A 19591-nucleotide genomic window follows, 5' to 3' on the forward strand; every position below is an offset into this window, starting at 1 on the left:
TGACCATGAGCAAGACTCCGGACAGCGCCGTCCGCGCGTACACCGAGCAGCACCGCGCAGCCTTCCTCGACGACCTCGCCGAATGGCTGCGCATCCCGTCCGTCTCGGCCCAGCCCGAGCACGCCGCGGACGTACGGCGCAGCGCCGACTGGCTCGCCGCGAAACTGCGGGAGACGGGCTTCCCGACCTGCGAGGTCTGGTCGACCCCCGGCGCACCCGCGGTCTTCGCCGAATGGCCCTCGGACCACCCGCAGGCGCCCACGGTCCTCGTCTACGGCCACCACGACGTACAGCCCGCCGCCCGCGAGGACGGCTGGGACACCGACCCCTTCGAGCCCGTCGTCCGCGGAAACCGACTCCACGCGCGCGGGGCCGCCGACGACAAGGGGCAGGTGTTCTTCCACACACTCGGTGTCCGGGCCCACCTCGCCGCCACGGGCCGCACGAGCCCCGCGGTCCATCTGAAGCTGCTGATCGAGGGCGAGGAGGAGTCCGGCTCCCCGCACTTCCGTGACCTCGTCGAAGCCCGCAAGGACCGGCTGACCGCCGACGCGGTGATCGTCTCCGACACCGGCATGTGGTCCGAGGACACCCCCACGGTGTGCACCGGCATGCGCGGCCTCGCCGAGTGCGAGATCCAGCTGTACGGGCCCGACCAGGACATCCACTCCGGCTCCTTCGGCGGCGCCGTGCCCAATCCGGCCACCGCCGTCGCCCGCCTCGTCGCCGCCCTGCACGACGAGCACGCGCGCGTGGCGATCCCCGGGTTCTACGAAGGCATCACCGAACTCACCGACCGCGAGCGGGAGCTCTTCGCCGAGCTGCCCTTCGACGAGGAGCGCTGGCTGCGCACCGCCCGGTCCACGGCCACGCACGGAGAGAGCGGCCACACCACCCTGGAGCGCGTCTGGGCCCGCCCGACCGCCGAAGTCAACGGCATCGGCGGGGGCTACCAGGGCCCCGGCAACAAGACGATCGTCCCGTCCTCGGCGATGGTCAAACTCTCCTTCCGGCTCGTCGCCGGACAGGACCCCGACCACATCGAGAAGGCCGTCCGCGCCTGGGCCGCCGAGCAGCTGCCCGCCGGGATCCGCCACGAGATCACCTTCGGCGCCGCCACGCGCCCGTGCCTCACACCGCTTGACCATCCCGCCCTGCAGTCCGTCGTACGCGCCATGGGCCGAGCCTTCGAGAAGGAGATCCGCTTCACCCGCGAGGGCGGATCGGGGCCCGCCGCGGACCTCCAGGACGTCCTCGCCGCCCCGGTGCTGTTCCTCGGCATCTCGGTCCCGTCCGACGGCTGGCACGCCCCGAACGAGAAGGTCGAACTCGACCTCCTCCTCAAAGGCGTCGAGACCTCCGCCTACCTGTGGGGCGATCTGGCCCGGAACTGGCGAGATGCACACTGAAGAAGCCCCGCCGCACCCGTCCTGCCGTACAACCGGACATCCGGCTGAACAGCCCGCCGAACCAACCGTTTCACCGGGGGAGTTGGAAGCACCCGTGACCACCTGGACCGACCGCACCGCCGACCGTCCCATCTCGCTCACCGCCCCGAGCGGCATCGACCGGGCCGCCCACCACCGGCTCGACGAGGCCTGGCTCGCCGCGGCGTGGAGCCACCCCACCACCCGGGCCTTCGTGGTCTCCGGCGGTCAGGTCCTCATCGACGAGACGCCCGACGGCACCACCGAACTCGTCATGACCCCGTCCTTCGAAGCGCCCCTCACCGAGGCGCACCGCTACTTCCTCGGCACCGACGACGACGGCGTGAGCTACTTCGCCCTCCAGAAGGACACCCTGCCCGGCCGTATGGACCAGTCCGCGCGCGCGGCGGGTCTGCGCGAGGCGGGCCTGCTCCTGTCACCCCGTGACGCCGGCCTCATGGTGCACGCGGTCGCTCTGGAGAACTGGCAGCGCCTGCACCGCTTCTGCTCCCGCTGCGGTGAACGCACGGTGATCGCCGCGGCCGGTCACATCCGCCGCTGCCCCGCCTGCGGTGCCGAGCACTACCCGCGCACCGACCCGGCCGTGATCATGGCCGTGACGGACAACGAGGACCGCATCCTGCTCGGCCGCCAGGTGCACTGGCCCGAAGGCCGCTTCTCCACCCTCGCGGGCTTCGTCGAGCCCGGTGAGTCCATCGAGCAGTCGGTCCGCCGCGAGGTGTTCGAGGAGGCAGGCATCACCGTCGGCGAGGTCGAGTACGTCGCCAGCCAGCCCTGGCCGTTCCCCTCCAGCCTCATGCTGGGCTTCATGGCCCGCGCGACCTCGGCGGAGATCAATGTCGACGGCGAGGAGATCGAGGAAGCGCGCTGGTTCTCCCGCGAAGACCTGCGGGCCGCCTTCGAGTCCGGGGAGGTCCTGCCTCCGTACGGCATCTCGATTGCGGCCCGTCTGATCGAGCTCTGGTACGGCAAGCCCCTGCCGACGCGCGGAGCGGCCACCTGAGGCGGCCGACGCCCGGGACCGGGGACAGGTCCTAGGCGCCGATCTTCTGCTTCACCTGGGCCAGCGAAGGGTTCGTCAGCGTCGAGCCGTCGGGGAAGAGGACGGTGGGAACTGTCTGGTTTCCGCCGTTCGCCTTCTCGACGAACTCCGCGGACGCCGGGTCGTGCTCGATGTTGATCTCGTCGTACGTGATGCCCTCGCGGTCCATCTGGCTCTTCAGCCGACGGCAGTAGCCGCACCACGTGGTGCTGTACATCGTCACAGTGCCCGGCATGTCTCTCGTGCTCCTTCGCTGCAGGGAGGTGCGTGTTCGCAGTGAGGGGAACGTACGCGACCGGTCTGCCATTCCCGTGTGCGGGCGGGCAGGGGCGACGCGGGGACGGGCGGCGCCTGCCGTATTAGTACGACTGCAGGCGGCTGCCTGTGGACAACCGGCGCATCCGTCCCGGCCGACCTGGCAGCATGGCGGGGTGACAGCAGCATCGCACTCCACCCTTTTCCCGCAGGGCACCCACGGCTCTCAGTACCCGGCACCGCCGAGTGGGGCCGACGCGGTGCTCGAAGGGCTCGACCCCGAGCAGCGTGAGGTCGCCACCGCCCTGCACGGCCCGGTCTGCGTGCTCGCGGGAGCCGGCACGGGCAAGACCCGTGCCATCACCCACCGCATCGCCTACGGGGTGCGGGCAGGGATCCTCCAGCCCTCCAGCGTGCTCGCCGTCACCTTCACCGCACGGGCCGCGGGCGAGATGCGCGGCCGTCTCCGCCAGCTCGGCGCCTCCGGGGTCCAGGCCCGCACCTTCCACTCCGCCGCCCTGCGCCAGCTCCAGTACTTCTGGCCGAAAGCGGTCGGTGGCAGCCTGCCCCGCATCGTCGACCGCAAGATCCAGCTCGTCGCCGACGCCGCTGCCGCCTCCCGCATCCGTCTCGACCGAGGCGAACTGCGGGACGTCACCGCCGAGATCGAATGGTCCAAGGTCACCCAGACCATCCCCGCCGACTACGCGGCGGCGGCCGTGAAGGCCGGCCGCGAGGCCCCCCGCGACCGCGCCGAGATCGCACAGCTCTACGCGGCGTACGAGGACATCAAGCGGGGCCGCGGCGTCATCGACTTCGAGGACGTCCTGCTGCTGACCGTCGGCATCCTTCAGGACCAGCACCACATCGCGGAGGCGGTCCGCGCCCAGTACCAGCACTTCGTGGTCGACGAGTACCAGGACGTCAGCCCCCTCCAGCAGCGCCTCCTGGAACTGTGGCTCGGCGAGCGCGACAGCCTCTGCGTCGTCGGCGACGCCAGCCAGACCATCTACTCGTTCACCGGCGCCACCCCCGACCACCTCCTCGACTTCCGTACCCGCCACCCCGGCGCCACGGTCGTCAAGCTCGTCCGCGACTACCGCTCCACCCCTCAGGTGGTCCACCTCGCCAACGGCCTGCTCGCCCAGGCCCGCGGTCGCGCCGCGGACCACCGGCTGGAGCTGATCTCCCAGCGCGCCGCGGGCCCCGAGCCCGGCTACGCGGAGTACGCCGACGAGCCCGCCGAGGCCGAAGGCGCCGCCCGGCGCATCCGCGACCTGATGGCCTCCGGCACCCCCGCGAGCGAGATCGCGATCCTCTTCCGTACGAACTCGCAGTCGGAGATCTACGAACAGGCCCTCGCCGATGTCGCCGTGCCCTACCAGCTGCGCGGAGCCGAGCGCTTCTTCGACCGCCCCGAGGTCAAGCGGGCCATCCACGCCCTGCGCGGCGCGGCCCGCTTCGGGGGCAACGACTCACTCCTCGACGACGCCCCCGACCTGCCCTCGCAGGTGCGGGCGGTGCTGTCCGGGGACGGCTGGACCCACCAGCCACCGGCGGGCTCCGGAGCCGTCAGGGAGCGCTGGGAATCCCTCGCCGCCCTCGCGAACCTCGCCCAGGACTTCGCCGCCGCCCGGGCCGACGCCACCCTCGGCGACCTCGTGGCCGAACTCGAAGAGCGCGCCGGCGCCCAGCACGCCCCGACCGTCCAGGGCGTCACCCTCGCCTCCCTCCACTCCGCCAAGGGCCTGGAGTGGGACGTCGTCTTCCTGGTCGGCGTCGCCGAGGGCATGATGCCGATCTCCTACGCCAAGACCGACGACCAGATCGAGGAGGAGCGCCGCCTCCTCTACGTCGGTGTCACCCGCGCCAGACAGCACCTCTCCGTCTCCTGGTCGCAGTCCCGCTCACCCGGTGGCCGCGCCAACCGGCGGCCCAGCCGCTTCCTCGACGGCCTGCGACCCGGCTCCGTCACCACCGCGGGCCGCAGGGGCGCGACCGGCCCCGGCGGGCCCGGCGGCATCGAGCGCGGGGCCGTGGGCAGCGTCCCCGACGCACCCCGGCGGACCAGCCGCACCCCGGCCCGCTGCCGGGTCTGCGGTCGGACCCTCAACGACGCCGGCGAGATGAAGCTGATGCGCTGCGAGGACTGCCCCTCCGACATGGATGAAGGGCTCTACGAACGGCTGCGTGACTGGCGTGCGGTCCAGGCGCAGGGGAGCGGGCAGCCGGATTTCTGCGTCTTCACGGACAAGACGCTGATGGCCATCGCGGAAGCGGTGCCGTCCACTCCGGTTGAGCTGGCCCGCATCCCGGGCGTCCGCGCCCGCAAGCTCAACCGCTACGGAACCGACGTACTCGCCATCTGCGCAGGTCAAGAGCCTGATACCGGTGAAGACGAGGAATGATTCAAACTCGTCGAGAAAATAGTTTGCGCATGCCCCAGCAATCCCCATAAGTTCTAGAGCACGGAAACGGCGGCCTTCTCGAAGGCCCAGGTTTCGTGCTGTACTTAACAACCGACGGACCGGCTCGCCCGGTCCCAGAGACGCCGAGAGGAGGCGATTCCAGTGATCAGCATCACCACCAGCTCCGCCAGCACCGCCAAAATGACCGATCGCTCGGTCGTCTCCACGTGCCTGCTCGGCTTCTCGAACCTGGGCACCGGTCTGTCCGGCATCGCTGCCATTCGGCCGGCGTCCCCCGTGTCTCTCGCGACACTCCCTGTCCGCGAGCGCAATGAGCGACCGATGAAGGCACTGGAAGCAGTAGAGGCACAGGCGAAGGCCTATGCCTTTGAGGCGGCCGGTGCCGGAGCCAACCAGCAGACGCATCACACGATGTGGGCCTTCCGTGGGCCTGACCCCTGGAGTGATCCAGCCTGATCGACGATCAGGCCGGCGCCTTCAGGGCCGCGGAACCCCACCCGGGATCCGCGGCCCTTCTGTTTGTCCCCGACCGGGGACGACGGAGCGAAGGGGCCTCGGGACAAGAAAAAACCCCGGTACCAGCCGCCAACCGGCCGACCCGGCCGGCACGACCAGACGAGGAAGACCAACCGTGCAACTCGAAGCGCACGCCCCGTCCGTACCGCCTTCCGAAACGATCACCCCGCCCGGTTCCACGGAGGACTCCACCTTGATCCCGCTCACTGCGCTGACCGCGCTCGACGACGCCATCGAGAACCTCGGCGTGCCCGTCCCCTGCCGTTCGTACGACCCGGAGGTCTTCTTCGCCGAGTCGCCGGCCGATGTCGAGTACGCCAAGTCCCTCTGCCGTACCTGCCCGCTGGTCGAGGCCTGCCTCGCCGGCGCCAAGGAGCGGCGTGAGCCCTGGGGCGTCTGGGGCGGCGAGCTCTTCGTCCAGGGTGTCGTTGTCGCCCGGAAGCGGCCGCGTGGCCGCCCGCGCAAGAACCCGGTTGCGGCATGAACATCACAGGAACGATCGATCGCCCCCTGACGCACGACCCCAAGAAACAGGCCCCGATGAAGCCGTCCACCGGCGAGCCCACCGGCTCCGCGATCCCAGACTTCACTGCCACCGGCGCGAACGACTCGCGTCAGAACAGGACCCGAGAGATGCAACTCATTCCAGAAGCTCTCGCGCGTGCGCATATGCACGAGCGAATCCAGGAGGCGGAGCGTGAACGCCGGGCCATGCGCCTGGTGGTCGCCCGCCGTATGCAGCGCCGCGCCGAGCGCGCGTCGCTGCGTGCCCGCCGCGCTCTGGCCATGGCGGTCATGCAGTAAGGCCCACCGGCCGAGAGGCAGCACGAACAACCGCTGATCGCGGGGGCCGGTCCCAACGGACCGGCCCCCGCGGTGCGTTGTGCCTCCTGTCGGCTCCTGTCGGCTCCTGTCGGCTCCTGTCGTCTCCCGCCGCCTCCCGCCGCCTCCCGTCACTTCGCTCCGCGAACGCGCGGGAAGACCTCAGGCCCCGGCTGCCGAGTCCTCCTCCTCATCCAGATCCAGTTCCAGATCTGTGTCCAGATCCGGCTCCGCGTCCGGCAGGAAGCCGGGAAGCCACTCTTCGAGCTCCTGCCGCAGCCGGACCGTCGCTCCCAGCTGGCACAGCACGCCGATCGTGCTCAGGGTCACTCGGTGGATCAGCAGATACGCCGGGGGCAGATTGAGCTGCTTGCCCAGCTGGTGAGCGGGGGAGCGAGGGTCGGCGACCCGGGCCGCCTGGCTGCGCATCCAGCCCCGGCTGAAGGTGAACTCGTCGAGCTGGGCCGGTTCGATGATGGGGAGCAGGTAGTCGAGGACGGCGTCCGGATCCAGTTCTATGGACTCCCTGACGAAGCCCTCCTCGCGGAGCAGTTCGTAGACGGCCTCCGCCTCGCCGTCGAGGGTCATACGGAGAGATTCACCGATCGTCGACGGCAGCCCGTCGGGCAGGCGGTCCACGGTGCCGAAGTCCAGGACCCCCAGCCGCCAGCCGCTCCTGTCGGCGGAACTGCCGGAACCGCCGGAACCGCCGGAACCGCCGGGACTGTCGTCCGGCACGAGGCGGAAGTTACCCGGGTGCGGGTCGGCGTGCAGCAGGCCGGTACGGGAGGGGCCGGAGAAGAGGAAGCGGGCGAGGAGCTGACCGGCCCGGTCCCGCTCCTCCGGAGTGCCGTCGGTGATCACCTCGGACAGAGGCGTTCCGTCGATCCACTCCGTCACCAGCACCTGCTCGCGCTGATGGACCACCGCCGGCACCAGCACATCCGGGTCGTCCGCGAACTCCTCCGCGTGTGCCTGCTGCGCCTGTGCCTCCAGGCCGTAGTCGAGCTCCTCGGAGACCCGGTCGCGCAGTTCCGCGATGAGTGGCTTGATGTCCATGCCCGGGATCAGGGGCCCCAGCAGCCGGGCGAAACGGCTCAGCTGGTTCAGATCGGACAGCAGGGCTTCGCCCGCCCCGGGGTACTGGACCTTGACCGCGACCTGCCGGCCGTCGTGCCAGACCGCCCGGTGCACCTGTCCGATCGAGGCCGCCGCGGCTGGTTTGTCCTCGAATTCCAGGAACAGGTCCTGCCAGTCCTCGCCGAGCCGCTCGGCCAGCACGGTGTGCACCGTGCGCGTCGGCATCGGCGGGGCCGCTTCCTGGAGCTTGGTGAGCGCCGCGCGATAGGGGCCCGCGACCTCCTCGGGAAGAGCCGACTCGAAGACGGACATGGCCTGCCCGAACTTCATGGCGCCGCCCTTGAGCTCGCCGAGCACCTTGAACAGCTGCTCGGCCGTCCGCTGCTGCAGCTCGCGGCCCACGAGCTCCGCGGACTTGCCGCCGATCCGTTTGCCGAGTCCCCAGGTGGCGCGCCCGGCGAAGCCGAGCGGAAGCGCGGCGAGCTTGGCGGTCCGGGTGACCGCCTTCCGGGGAAGATCAGACATGCGCCCTCCAAGTACCGGACAGCCGTGCCGCGTGCGGCTGTTGCCCGGCCATTGTCTCGTGCGGCCCTTCGTCTTCCGAGGTCTGCTCCCCCTTACCTTTCTCCCCGGGCCCGCAGGGGCATGCGGGATGCTGCCACACCGGGCGGGCGTGCCAGTCGAAACCGGGGACCGAGACCTCCCAGCGGGTTCCCGCACTCGACGGTAGCCCCCCGTCCAGGAAGGCCAGCGCGTGCCCCGCGGCCAGTCCCGCGACGGTGGCCGCCAGGGTCAGATCGCACGCCGGAACCTGGCGGGGCCGCCCGGAGCGCCATTGTGCGAGAAGGCGGGGCCAGGCGGGATCCCGGTCGGTGCGTCCCAGGTCCAGACAGCCCACGCAGGAGGTCTCTCCGGGCAGGACCAGCGGGCCGACGACGCCCGTCCCCTCCACGACCCCGGCGAAGAGATGTGGCGTACCGGAGTCGATCAGCGGCTCGAAGACCGCCGGATCGGGCGCGTGGACGGCGAGGCCGTCCCGGGGCGCGACGATCACCAGGGAGTAGCCCGGGTCGTCCTGCCCGGGAGCGGATGCGGTGCCTCCTCGGCGGACCGGCCGGCCGGGGGCCGCTCTGCGCACCGCGCGCCGTGCGGCCTCGTCCCTGCGCTCGCCGACGGACTCCACGGTCAGTCCGCCCGGCGCCACGTCCCAGGGTTCGACGCAGCCGCCGTCCTGTACATCGACCCGGCCGACGCCCGCGCCCGCCAGCGCCGCGGCCAGGACGGTCCCGACCCTGCCCGCGCCCCGTACCTGAACGCGCAGTGCGTGGCGGGCCGCCAGCCGGCGCATGGCCTCGCCCGGATCGGGAGCGACGAGGGAGAGCGAGGCGGCGTCGGGCCGGAGCCGGTCCAGGACGGCCGGTTTTCCGCGCAGGGCGTCGGCGGCCGGGCCGCCGCCCGTCGCGTCGTCCAGCAGTCCGGCCCGGGACAGCCGCTCCACCAGACCGTCGACATGGCCGTCGGGCAGGCCCATCCGGCGTCCCTCGTCGCGCAGCAGCGGCAGCCCGCGTGTTCCGTCGAACAAGGTCAGGAGGCTGCCCGTCGCCGTGTCCACCGGGCCGAGCACCATCGCGTGCGCGGGAGCCATCCCGAACTGCACGGTGTTCAGATCCCGCCAGCCGCGCCGCAGCGCGGGCTTCACCATCGGATGCATGCAGCGCCCCCCGTACGTCCCCGTTGTCGTCCCGGTGTCCCGGCGTGCCGGCGGAGTTCGTCCCGCTCCGTCGGCCGAATGCCAGGATGCCCGCATTGCCCGGCGCGTGCCGAAAGTTATCCACAGGCGGTGGATGTTCGTCATACAAATCGAGCGCGTGGGGTGCGGTTCGGCATCGATGCGTACCGGAGACGGGACTTCCACCATGCGCAACGGGTAACGTCGGGGCGTGCCCGCCGACCCACTGCACCGTGCCGGAAACCCACAGCGCAGCACGACGAGCCAGCCGCCCAGCGGCTCGGGGGCGAGCGCGATCGAGGTCCGCAGGAGCGCGCGACGGCGCAGAACGGTCTCCGCGTACCGCGAGGGCGATCGCACCGTCGTGCTCATTCCCGCCCGGATGTCCGAGGCGGAGGAGCAGCGCTGGGTCACCGTCATGCTCGACAAGCTGGCCGCCCAGGAGAACAAGCGGGTGCTCGGCGACACGGAGCTCTCCGAGCGTGCCGCACGGCTCTCCGAGCTGTACTTCGACGGCCGGGCCCGGCCCACGTCGGTGCGCTGGGTCACCAATCAGAACACGCGCTGGGGCTCGTGCACCCCGGCCGAGGGCAGTATCCGACTCTCGCACCGGCTGCAGGGCATGCCCGAGTACGTCGTCGACTACGTCCTCGTCCATGAGCTCGCGCATCTGCTCGTGCCGGGCCACGGAGCCGATTTCTGGCGACTCCTGGAGGCCTATCCGCGCACCGAGCGGGCCCGCGGCTATCTCGAAGGAGTGGTCGCCGCCGACCGGCTGCCCCACCTGCCCGCGGCGCGCGGCGAGTGAGACGCGGCTGACGGCCTGACGCCGAACGCCCTGCCCGGACCGCCGGGAGCGGGTTTGTGTACCGGGTCTGTACCGGCTTCCGCCACGGCTGGATTTTGCCGTTAGCCTGACGCGACGCACTTGTATTCGGGATGGGGGACGGTCGTTACGCATGGCCAGGGAATTCCAACGCGGCCACAAGGCCAGGATCAGTGACCTCACCGCGGGCACCGATCTGTACGTGGGTGTGCAGATCACAGGTCCGGGGCTGACCTTCGACATCAGCTGCTTCGGTCTGGACGCCGACGAACGGCTTTCGGACGACCGGTACTTCATCTTCTTCAACCAGCCGAAGTCCCCCGAGGAGTCCATTCAGCTTCTCGGCGCCCAGGCGGGCGACACGGAGTCCTTCCGCGTCACCCTCGACAAGATCCCTCAGCAGATCCAGAAACTGTCGTTCACGGCGACCGTCGACGGCGCGGGGCAGATCTCCCAGATCGCGCCCGGGTACATCCGGATCGTGGCGGGCGGCGAGGAGGTGGCCCGGTACGCGTTCACCGGCGCCGAGTTCTCCACCGAGCGTGCCGTGATGCTGGGTGACTTCTATCTGAAGGACGTCTGGCGCTTCGCCGCGGTCGGACAGGGCTTCGACGGCGGACTCGACGCGCTGCTGCAGAACTTCGGCGGCGAGGTCGCCGAGGAGGAGCCGGCCGCCGCGCCCGCGCAGCAGGCCGGTGCACCGTCGTTCGCGCCGCCGGCCCAGGCCACCGCGCCGCCCGCGTTCGGGGCCCCGGCAGGCCATGCCGCGCCCGCCCCTGCGGCGCCGCAGCCCGCTCAGGGCTTCGCGCCGCCTCCGGGTCAGACGCCGCCACCGGCGCCCGCGCCTCCGGTCCACGCCGCACCGACCATCATCGCGCCCTTGACCCCGCCCGGTGGCGCTCCCGTACCGCCGCCGGCACCCGCTCCGGCGCCGTACGGACAGCCGGGCCAGCAGCCCCCGTACGGCCAGGCCCCCGGCCAGACCGCACCCCTGCCGCCCGGCTACGGACAGCCCCAGGCGCCCCACGCACCTCCCCCGCCTCCGGGGTACGGCCAACAGGGTCCGCCGCCGGGCTACGGACAGCAGCCGCCGTTCGGTCAGGTGCCGGGTCAGCCCGGCGCACCGGGCGCGCCCGCCGGATACGGAGTGCCGCAGGGCGCTCCCCAGGGCGGCGCCGGTGTCACCGCGGCACTGCAGGCCTACAAGGAGACGCCCACCGGGCAGCGCTGGACCCAGCAGAACAAGAAGATGGTCCGTGTCGACCTCGGCATGGGCGGTGACCAGGCCGTACTGGCCCGCCAGGGCAGCATGGTGCTCTACCAGGGCAAGGTCGACTTCAGTTACAAGGGTGCCGGGTTCGCCGGCCGGCTCGTGGGCAACGCGACCGGCCAGGAGATGCAGCTCATGCGCTGTTCGGGCCGTGGTCAGGTCTTCCTCGCGGAGAACGGCGCCATGCTGCACCCCATCGAGCTCCAGGGAGACGCCGTCTGCGTCTCCGCGGAGAACGTCCTGGCCTTCGACGAGACGCTGCAGTACGAGGTGCGTCGCGTCGAAGGGCACGGCATCCCCGGAGGTGCCCTGTTCACGATGCAGTTCCAGGGGACCGGCACGATCGTCGTCAAGACGCGTGGCGTGCCCGTCGTCCTGCCCGTGACACCGACGACGTTCGCCGACTGCAACGCCGTCGTCGCCTGGTCCGCCGCATCCCAGGTGATCGTCTCCAGCCAGGTGCGCATGCGCCGCAACGCCTATCCGGGCGACACCGGGGAGAGCGTGAACCTCCAGTTCCGCGGTGCCCCCGGCAATTTCATCGTCGTCCAGCCGTACGAGGTCTGAGGGAGCCCGTTTCATGATCCAGCAACTCGCGGGCTTCGCCCCGGCACCCGTTGCCGCGCGCATGGAGAACCACGGCAATCACATGCTCAAGGTCGCCATGCAGACCGGAAACGACCTCCTCGCGCGCGTGGGGTCGATGGTCGCCTACGAAGGCTTCGTCCAATACGAGCCCAATCCGCCGGCCGTGCGCCAGATCGCCAAGGACTGGATGACCGGCGAGGGCGCACCCCTGATGAAGTGCTCCGGAGACGGCCTGCTCTACCTCTCCGACTACGGGGCGAACGTCGTCGTCATCAACCTCAACGGCGACGCGATCTCCGTCAACGCCACCAACCTGCTCGCCTTCGACGCCCATCTGACGTGGGGCGTCGAGCGGGTCAAGGGACTGGCGAAGTTCGCCGGCCAGGGGCTGTGGAACACCAAGATCTCCGGGCAGGGCTGGGTCGCGCTGACCTCCCGGGGCAAGCCCATCGTCGTCGACTGCGGCGGCGGCGAGGACGAGACGTACGTCGACCCGGACGCGCTCGTCGCCTGGTCCCCGAACCTCAAGGTGAAGGGCAAGCGGAGCTTCAAGGCGCAGTCGCTGATAGGGCGGGGCAGCGGCGAGGCCTTCCAGATGGCCTTCTCCGGACAGGGCATCGTCGTCGTCCAGCCCAGCGAGGACAGCACCGACCGCCTCCGGGTACGGGGCTGAGGGGGAGGACACACATCATGCAGAGCTCGCTTTTCGCCTACAACGACCAGCAGTCCCAGGACCGCTACAGCCTGCAGAACAAGCAGATGCTGCGCGTCCTTCTGGAGGGCCACGACGACGTACTCGCCCGCAAGGGCACCATGGTCGCCTACCAGGGCCTCGTGGAGTTCGACGCCGAGTACCAGAACTCCGGCCAGCAGCGGTCGCGCGCCCACACCGGCGAGGGCCTCGACCTGATGCGCTGCCACGGGCAGGGCACCGTCTTCCTGGCCAACCTCGCCCAGCACATCCATGTGGTGGACGTGGACCAGGACGGTCTCACCGTGGACAGCACGTACGTCCTGGCGATGGACTCCGCGCTGCACCACGAGGTGATCGCCGTGGACAGCCAGTACGGCATCTCCGGCTCCGGCAAGTACCAGCTGAACATCACCGGGCGCGGCAATGTCGCCCTGATGACCTCGGGCATGCCCCTGATGATGCAGGTCACGCCGGACAAGTACGTCAACTGCGACGCGGACGCGATCGTCGCCTGGTCCACGAGTCTGCGCGTACAGATGCAGGCCCAGACGCATTCCTCCGGAGTGTTCCGCCGCCGTGGCAACACGGGGGAGGGCTGGGAGCTCAGTTTCATGGGTCAGGGGTACGTGCTCGTCCAGCCCAGCGAGATGCTGCCGCCGCAGAACGCCGTCATCGGGTCCGGGATCGGGGCCCAGTACGGAGTGGGGCAGCAGGGGGCGCGGGGGCAGAACCAGGGGAATGTCTGGAGCTAGGCCCCCCCGGGTCCGGGGGAAGGGGACCGAGCGCCGGTGGACGGGTGCCGGTCCGGTGGGGGCTTGTCGCGCAGTTCCCCGCGCCCCTGACGGGGCACTGTGTAAGGGGCGGTTGCAATGGCGACCGCCCCTTACACGTGCCTCTTCAGAGCCTTGCCCGTGTGGCGTCGAGGAGGCGGACGACCGAGTTGTCCGCCACCTGTGCCACCTCGTCGTAGGCGAACCAGCGCAGGTCCAGGGACTCGTCGCTGATCGCCTGGACGGCACCCGGCTCGGCCATGGCCGCGTACTGGACGTCGAAGTGCCAGTGGCACGGCGCCGGGATGGGATGCCGGTCGAGCCGTACGGGTCCGCCCGGGAGCAGCGTCAGACCCGAGATGCCCGACTCCTCCGTGGCCTCACGCAGGGCCGCGGCCTCCAGCGTGGTGTCCCCGGGTTCGCAGTGACCGCCCATCTGGAGCCACATCCGCAGCTTCTTGTGGAGCGTCAGCAGCACCCTGCCCCGCTCGGGGTCGATCACCAGGGCGCTCGCCGTGACGTGTCCTGCCGTGCAGGCCTTCCACATGCCGTCCGGGTGGGCCTGAAGATGGTCGAGGTAGGCCTGTCGCAGCTCCTCCTGGCCCTCGATGTCCTTCAGGACCAGGACGGCGTCGTCGTACAGGGTCACTTGTCGTTGTCGCCCTTGTCGTCGTTCTTGTCCTGGACGTTCTTGTCCTGGGGCTCGCTCTCGTCCTTGGTGAGGTTGGGCTTTTCGGGTGAACCGCTCGCTGCTTCGCCGAGCATCTTGTCGAGTTCGGAGAAGTCCAGCTGCTCGCGGTGCACGAAGCCGTCCGGGTCGTCCAGGTCGGAGGCGGTCGGCAGCATGTCCGGGTGCTCCCACAGGTTGTCCCGGCCGTCGACCCCGCGCGCGTCCGTGAGCGAGGCCCACAGGCGCGAGGCGTCCCGCAGCCTGCGCGGACGCAGCTCCAGGCCGATCAGCGTGGCGAACGTCTGCTCGGCCGGGCCGCCCGTGGCGCGGCGGCGGCGCAGTGTCTCGCGCAGCGCGTCGGCGGACGACAGACGGGGCTTCGCGGCCGAGTGGACCACCGCGTCGACCCAGCCCTCGACGAGCGCGAGAGCCGTCTCCAGACGGGCCAGCGCGGCCTTCTGCTCCGGCGTGTCCTCCGGCTGGAACATGCCCTGCTGGAGAGCCTGCTGCAGCTCCTCGGGGTTCTGCGGGTCGAACTGGCCGACCACGTCCTCCAGCTTCGCCGTGTCGACCTTGATCCCGCGCGCGTACCCCTCGACCGCGCCGAACAGGTGCGAGCGCAGCCACGGCACGTGGGCGAAGAGGCGCTGGTGGGCGGCCTCGCGCAGGGCGATGTAGAGGCGCACCTCGTCCTGGGCGATCCCCAGGTCCTTGCCGAAGGCCTCGATGTTCAGCGGGAGCAGCGCGGCCTTGCCGGCCGGGCCGAGCGGCAGGCCGACGTCGGACGAGCCGACGACCTCGCCCGCGAGCACGCCCACGGCCTGTCCGATCTGCGTGCCGAACATGGCGCCGCCCATGGAGCGCATCATGCCGAGCAGCGGGCCCGCCATGGCCTGCATCTCCTCGGGCAGGACATCGCCCATGGCCGCGCCGACGCGCTCGGCGACCGGGTCGACGAGTTCCTTCCACACGGGCAGGGTCGCCTCGACCCACTCCGCGCGGCTCCAGGCCACCGCGGAGGTGGCGCCGGACGGCAGTGACGTCGCGTCGTCCAGCCACAGGTCGGCCAGCCGCACCGCGTCCAGGACGGCGGCGCGCTCGGAGGGGCCGACGCTCGCGTCCTTCGTGCCGTCGGAGGTGCCCTGGGAGACCGTCTGGCGGGCGATCTGCTTGGCCATGTCCCAGTTCACCGGGCCGCCCTCGTACGAGAGCATCTGGCCCAGCTGCTGGAACGCGGCGCCCAGGTCGTTGGGGTTCAGCGAACCGAACATGGCTGCGAGCGGGTTGTCGCCTCCAGGTCCGCCGGGCCCGAAACCGAACGGGTTGGCAGGTCCCTGACCACCACCGCTCTGCTGGTCCTTCTTCTTGCCCTCGTCGCCGTTCTCCGGCTCCTCCGGCGGAAGGCCGAATCCGAATGGGGTGTCACTCACGGGATTCCTCGGCTGTTAAGGCCGCCGGTTCGCTCCGACGGCGGCTGCCCTGCATCACCACCCAGCGTAGACACCACAACCGGTTCGGGCCTCGGTGCGTCGCCGACTCGGCGGCTGCGGCAGGATGGATGCCACCTGGTACGTACGCGTCACTCGCGTTCTTACTGAAGACAACCGCTGGAGACGCCTGGTGAGTTCCCCAGATCCACAGGTTCGCGCAGCGCGAAACCTCTCAACCCACCCGTCACCCGAACATCGGCCCTCACCTGCGGCGCAGCGCGCCGACGGGACGTCCGCCGTGCGCGGGCCCGTCGTGGCGATCACCGGTGCCGCGGCCGGGATCGGCGCGATGCTCACCGAGCGGCTCGTCGCCTGCGACGAGATCAAGCAGGTCATCGCCATCGACGAGCGGCGCGGCGAGTGCGCGGGCGCGCAGTGGCACATCCTCGACGTCCGGGACCCGGCCATCGCCGAGAAGCTGCGCGGGGCGGACGTCGTGGTGCACCTGGCCCTCGACCTCGATCTTGAGACGGATCCGGCGGCGCGTACGGCGTACAACGTGCGGGGCACCCAGACCGTGCTCACGGCCGCCGCCGCTGCCGGGGTCCACCGCGTCGTGCTGTGCACGTCGGCCATGGTCTACGGGGCGCTGCCCGACAACGAACTGCCCCTCTCCGAAGACGCCGAACTGCGGGCCACCGCCGAGGCCACGGGGGTCGGGGACCTGCTGGAGGTCGAGCGGCTCGCCCGGCGGGCGCCCCGCGCGCACCCCGGGCTGAACGTCACCGTCGTACGCCCCGCCGTGCTCGTCGGAGGCACCGACACCGCGCTGACCAGGTACTTCGAGTCGCCTCGCCTCCTGGTCGTCGCCGGTTCCCGGCCCGCCTGGCAGTTCTGCCATGTCGAGGACCTGTGCGCCGCTCTGGAGTACGCCGCCCTGGAGAAGGTCGACGGGGAGCTGGCCGTCGGCTGCGACGGATGGCTGGAGCAGGAGGAGGTCGAGGAGCTCAGCGGCATCCGGCGCATGGAGCTGCCGTCCGCCGTCGCCCTGGGCGCCGCGGCCCGGCTCCACCGCATCGGGCTCACCCCGTCGCCGGCCGGGGACCTCGCGTACACGATGTATCCCTGGGTGGTCAGCGGGAGCCGGCTGCACGATGCCGGGTGGCGCCCCCGGTGGACCAACGAGGAGGTGCTCGCCGAGCTCCTGGGCGAGGTCGCCGGGCGGCACACCCTCGCCGGACGGCGGCTCGGCCGCAAGGACGCCACGGCGGCGGGGGCCGCGGGGGCGACGGTCGCCCTGCTGGGCACGGCCGCGCTGGTACGGCGGGCACGGAAGGCCCGGCGGCGGATCTGAGCCGGTGCCGGAGCCGGGACGGGGCCCAACCGGAGCCGGGACGGCGGCGAAAAGGGAGGCTCCGCGGGCCGGTGCCCGAACGCGGTCCTGTAGGAGGCTCCGACTCCACGCGCGCGTAAGCGTGTGAAAGTGCCGTTCCACGGGGCCGACGGGGTGGGGCACGATGGGGGCATGGCACCTATGAGCGACCATCCCGGTGAGCAGGCGGCACAGGACCCCATCAAGCTTCTGGCGATCCGGGAGACCGACCTCTCCCTGGACGAGGTCTTCCGGGCCGTCGGTGACGACGCCTCCGGAGGGACCGCGCTTTTCGTGGGGACCGTGCGCAACCACGACGGGGGAGCGGACGTCGACGCCCTCGGATACTCCAGCCACCCCAGTGCCGAGGCCGAGATGCGGCGGGTAGCGGAGAAGGTCGTCGCGGAGTACCCGGTACGGGCGCTCGCCGCCGTGCACCGGGTCGGTGACCTGCGGGTGGGCGATCTCGCGGTGGTCGTCGCCGTCTCCTGCCCGCACCGCGGGGAGGCCTTCGAGGCCTGCCGGAAACTGATCGACGACCTGAAGCACGAGGTCCCGATCTGGAAGCACCAGACGTTCTCCGACGGCACGGACGAATGGGTCGGTGCCTGCTGACCGCTCCGGTTGCGTAACCAGACCCCTGCCGTGAGCGTTAGGCAAGCAGATGGTTAATCTGCTGATCAGTCAGTTGCGGTGGTTCATGGGGTTGGGAGGTCGGCATGGCAGCGCTCGCCTGGTTGCTGATTCCGCTTTTCGCCGCGATCGGTGCCGGCGCCTGGGGCAGTTGGGCGGGGCGGAACCGCAAGACCATCGGTGACGGCCACGAGCTCGCCGGCTACACACGCTTCCGCGAGGCCATGGAGAAGTCGCACTCCGACGCCTGACCGGCCGTCGGACCCCCGGACGGGCGGCCCCGACGGTGCGTTGACAGTGCTGTCCCGTACTGTCGTTCCATGCCACGCCGCACCGCGACGATGCTCGCCTCCACCCTGATGCTGATCGCGCTCCTGTGCGCGGGAGTCTTCATCAACGTGCCGTATTCGGAGATGTCACCGGGTCCGACGGTGAACACGCTCGGCGAGCACGACGGCGAGCCCGTGCTCCACATCACCGGCCGCAAGACGTACCCGACGAGCGGTCATCTGAACATGACCACCGTCCGGGTCACCAGCGCCGACTACAACATGAACCTCGTCGAAGCCGTGTACGGCTGGCTGGCACACGACAACAAGGTGGTTCCGCACGACACGCTCTACCCCGACGGCAAGACGGAGGAGCAGTCGACGCAGGAGAACGCCGAGGAGTTCAGCCAGTCCCAGGAGAGCGCCAAGGTCGCGGCGCTCAAGGAGGTCGGCATCCCGGTGAAGTCCTGGGTGATCGTCTCCACGGTCGTCAAGGACACCCCCGCCGAGGGCAGGCTGCACGCCGGTGACGTGATCAAGGCCGTCGACGGTACGACGGTGAAGGCGTACGACGACGTCGCGAAGCTGGTCACCAAGCACAAGGCCGGCGACAAGGTCGTCTTCACGGTCGTGCCGGCCAAGGAACAGGCCGCCGCCCTGAAGGAGAAGAAGACGGCGACCAGGACCGAGGACATCACGCTCACCACCGCCAAGTCCCACGACAGCGGCGAGGACCGGGCGATCGTCGGCATCGAGGCGGGGACCGACCACACCTTCCCGTTCACCATCGACATCAAGCTCGCCGACGTGGGCGGCCCCAGCGCCGGTCTGATGTTCGCCCTCGGCATCGTCGACAAGCTGACCCCGGGGAGCCTCACCGGCGGCAAGTTCGTCGCCGGCACCGGCACGATCACCGACGAGGGCAAGGTGGGCCCGATCGGCGGTATCGAGATGAAGACCGTCGGCGCCCGCGCCAAGGGCGCCCAGTACTTCCTGACGCCGAAGGACAACTGCGAGGCCGCCGCCCGTGACGTCCCCGACGGGCTCACGCTCGTCAAGGTCGACACCATCGACGACGCGGTGAGCGCCCTCAAGGACATCCGTGGCGGCGACACGGACGACCTGCCGAAATGCGCCTAGGACACGAGGTCCGGGCGCATCGGCAGGCCGTGAACGCCCGGACTACTCCGCGAACGTCGCCGTGAGCGCGTCGGCCAGTCCCGGCACCAGGTCGGAGCCGGTGAGCACGTCGTTCGCCGAGTCCTTCTCACGCAGCCGCAGCGCCGAGTCGCGCTTCCCGCCGCGCAGCACCGCGACGGTCATCCGGACCTCCTGGCGCTCCGGGTGCTCGGCGACCCACTTGGCCAGCCGCTTCTCGTCGAGGCCGTCCGGTACGGACGCCTCCGCGGACGGCGGCAGCATCAGCCGCTCCACGGACAGCGCGCAGCCGACCACCGAGTCCGGCCACGCGATGGTGCCCAGGAACTCGTCCAGCGGGCTGCCCGCGGGAATTTCCTCCTGCTCGATAGGGGTGAGGGTGCCGTCGGGCACGTCTTCGGTCAGACCCAGCCGCTCGGCGAGTCCGGGTTCCTGAGAACGCAGCTTGCCGGTGTCGACCAGGGCGAAGAGCCGGGCGGGCTGGTCCCAGCCGAGTCCCGCGACGTACTCGTCGATTTCGAGTGCGGCGCGGGTGAGCGGCCCGGCCGCCATGGGGGTGCCTGAGGAGGCGGTGTTGGACATGGTCACAA

The 19591-nt window shown here is 70.7% G+C and carries 20 protein-coding genes; 14 read left to right on the forward strand and 6 right to left on the reverse strand.

Annotated features, from left to right (window positions below):
• Nucleotides 1-5: 5 nt before the first annotated feature.
• Complete coding sequence (locus ACFVH5_RS16865; protein WP_385834453.1) at nucleotides 6-1409, forward strand: dipeptidase; 1404 nt, start codon at nucleotides 6-8, stop codon at nucleotides 1407-1409.
• 94 nt (nucleotides 1410-1503) lie between these two features.
• A complete protein-coding gene (gene nudC, locus ACFVH5_RS16870; protein WP_199854922.1) occupies nucleotides 1504-2451 on the forward strand; it encodes an NAD(+) diphosphatase in 948 nt (315 codons plus the stop codon).
• A gap of 31 nt (nucleotides 2452-2482) precedes the next feature.
• Here the strand turns inward: nudC and ACFVH5_RS16875 are convergent, their stop codons facing one another.
• Complete coding sequence (locus tag ACFVH5_RS16875) at nucleotides 2483-2725, reverse strand: mycoredoxin (protein ID WP_384804491.1); 243 nt, start codon at nucleotides 2723-2725, stop codon at nucleotides 2483-2485.
• A gap of 196 nt (nucleotides 2726-2921) precedes the next feature.
• Here ACFVH5_RS16875 and ACFVH5_RS16880 point away from each other — a divergent pair, with 196 nt between their 5' ends.
• The 4 genes from ACFVH5_RS16880 to ACFVH5_RS16895 all read left to right on the forward strand — a co-directional run bounded on the left by ACFVH5_RS16880 (nucleotide 2922) and on the right by ACFVH5_RS16895 (nucleotide 6494).
• Nucleotides 2922-5153 carry an ATP-dependent DNA helicase UvrD2 gene (locus tag ACFVH5_RS16880; protein WP_385834454.1) on the forward strand — a complete coding sequence of 744 codons (2232 nt, stop codon included), beginning with the start codon at nucleotides 2922-2924 and terminating at the stop codon, nucleotides 5151-5153.
• A gap of 162 nt (nucleotides 5154-5315) precedes the next feature.
• On the forward strand, nucleotides 5316-5630 hold the full coding sequence (locus ACFVH5_RS16885) for a hypothetical protein (protein WP_385834455.1): 315 nt from the start codon (nucleotides 5316-5318) through the stop codon (nucleotides 5628-5630).
• Between the two features lie 175 nt (nucleotides 5631-5805).
• Nucleotides 5806-6174, forward strand: a complete 369-nt coding sequence (locus ACFVH5_RS16890; RefSeq protein WP_384804485.1) for a WhiB family transcriptional regulator — start codon at nucleotides 5806-5808, stop codon at nucleotides 6172-6174.
• Complete coding sequence (locus tag ACFVH5_RS16895) at nucleotides 6171-6494, forward strand: hypothetical protein (protein WP_189769140.1); 324 nt, start codon at nucleotides 6171-6173, stop codon at nucleotides 6492-6494. The genes ACFVH5_RS16890 and ACFVH5_RS16895 overlap by 4 nt, the downstream gene beginning before the upstream one ends.
• Before the next feature lie 180 nt (nucleotides 6495-6674).
• Here ACFVH5_RS16895 and ACFVH5_RS16900 read toward each other — a convergent pair whose 3' ends face one another.
• A complete protein-coding gene (locus ACFVH5_RS16900; RefSeq protein ID WP_385834456.1) occupies nucleotides 6675-8117 on the reverse strand; it encodes an ABC1 kinase family protein in 1443 nt (480 codons plus the stop codon).
• Complete coding sequence (locus ACFVH5_RS16905) at nucleotides 8110-9303, reverse strand: ThiF family adenylyltransferase (protein WP_385834458.1); 1194 nt, start codon at nucleotides 9301-9303, stop codon at nucleotides 8110-8112. Before ACFVH5_RS16905 ends, ACFVH5_RS16900 begins: the two co-directional genes overlap by 8 nt.
• 229 nt (nucleotides 9304-9532) lie before the next feature.
• On the opposite strand from ACFVH5_RS16905, the gene ACFVH5_RS16910 reads away from it, so the two are divergent.
• The 4 genes from ACFVH5_RS16910 (at nucleotide 9533) to ACFVH5_RS16925 (ending at nucleotide 13451) form a co-directional block, all read left to right on the forward strand.
• Nucleotides 9533-10129 carry a M48 family metallopeptidase gene (locus ACFVH5_RS16910; RefSeq protein ID WP_248777468.1) on the forward strand — a complete coding sequence of 199 codons (597 nt, stop codon included), beginning with the start codon at nucleotides 9533-9535 and terminating at the stop codon, nucleotides 10127-10129.
• Between the two features lie 151 nt (nucleotides 10130-10280).
• Complete coding sequence (locus tag ACFVH5_RS16915) at nucleotides 10281-11984, forward strand: TerD family protein (protein ID WP_385834459.1); 1704 nt, start codon at nucleotides 10281-10283, stop codon at nucleotides 11982-11984.
• Nucleotides 11985-11997: 13 nt separating this feature from the next.
• Entirely contained in the window at nucleotides 11998-12678 is a 681-nt protein-coding gene (locus tag ACFVH5_RS16920; protein WP_107020137.1) for an AIM24 family protein, read from the forward strand.
• A gap of 17 nt (nucleotides 12679-12695) precedes the next feature.
• The gene (locus tag ACFVH5_RS16925; protein ID WP_385834460.1) at nucleotides 12696-13451 is read left to right on the forward strand and encodes an AIM24 family protein; all 756 of its coding nucleotides are present in this window, start codon (nucleotides 12696-12698) and stop codon (nucleotides 13449-13451) included.
• A gap of 145 nt (nucleotides 13452-13596) precedes the next feature.
• On the opposite strand, the gene ACFVH5_RS16930 is transcribed toward ACFVH5_RS16925, so the two are convergent.
• Together ACFVH5_RS16930 and ACFVH5_RS16935 are read right to left on the reverse strand one after the other, a co-directional pair.
• Nucleotides 13597-14118 (reverse strand): NUDIX hydrolase, encoded by a 522-nt coding sequence (locus ACFVH5_RS16930; RefSeq protein WP_385834462.1) that lies wholly within the window; start codon nucleotides 14116-14118, stop codon nucleotides 13597-13599.
• Nucleotides 14115-15569 (reverse strand): zinc-dependent metalloprotease, encoded by a 1455-nt coding sequence (locus tag ACFVH5_RS16935; RefSeq protein WP_384804472.1) that lies wholly within the window; start codon nucleotides 15567-15569, stop codon nucleotides 14115-14117. The genes ACFVH5_RS16930 and ACFVH5_RS16935 overlap by 4 nt, the downstream gene beginning before the upstream one ends.
• Nucleotides 15570-15759: 190 nt before the next feature.
• On the opposite strand from ACFVH5_RS16935, the gene ACFVH5_RS16940 reads away from it, so the two are divergent.
• The 4 genes from ACFVH5_RS16940 to ACFVH5_RS16955 all read left to right on the forward strand — a co-directional run bounded on the left by ACFVH5_RS16940 (nucleotide 15760) and on the right by ACFVH5_RS16955 (nucleotide 18983).
• Nucleotides 15760-16923 carry an SDR family oxidoreductase gene (locus ACFVH5_RS16940; RefSeq protein WP_385834463.1) on the forward strand — a complete coding sequence of 388 codons (1164 nt, stop codon included), beginning with the start codon at nucleotides 15760-15762 and terminating at the stop codon, nucleotides 16921-16923.
• A 171-nt stretch (nucleotides 16924-17094) separates the two neighbouring features.
• Nucleotides 17095-17556, forward strand: coding sequence for a molybdenum cofactor biosynthesis protein MoaE (locus ACFVH5_RS16945; protein ID WP_385834464.1), 462 nt, complete (start codon nucleotides 17095-17097; stop codon nucleotides 17554-17556).
• A 104-nt stretch (nucleotides 17557-17660) separates the two neighbouring features.
• On the forward strand, nucleotides 17661-17825 hold the full coding sequence (locus tag ACFVH5_RS16950; protein ID WP_189773698.1) for a hypothetical protein: 165 nt from the start codon (nucleotides 17661-17663) through the stop codon (nucleotides 17823-17825).
• 69 nt (nucleotides 17826-17894) lie between these two features.
• On the forward strand, nucleotides 17895-18983 hold the full coding sequence (locus ACFVH5_RS16955) for a PDZ domain-containing protein (protein ID WP_384804464.1): 1089 nt from the start codon (nucleotides 17895-17897) through the stop codon (nucleotides 18981-18983).
• Nucleotides 18984-19025: 42 nt separating this feature from the next.
• Here the strand turns inward: ACFVH5_RS16955 and ACFVH5_RS16960 are convergent, their stop codons facing one another.
• Nucleotides 19026-19583, reverse strand: coding sequence for a PPA1309 family protein (locus tag ACFVH5_RS16960; protein WP_384804462.1), 558 nt, complete (start codon nucleotides 19581-19583; stop codon nucleotides 19026-19028).
• Nucleotides 19584-19591 lie beyond the last annotated feature (8 nt).

The organism is Streptomyces sp. NPDC127119 (assembly GCF_042677425.1).
Classification (GTDB): Bacteria; Actinomycetota; Actinomycetes; order Streptomycetales; family Streptomycetaceae; genus Streptomyces.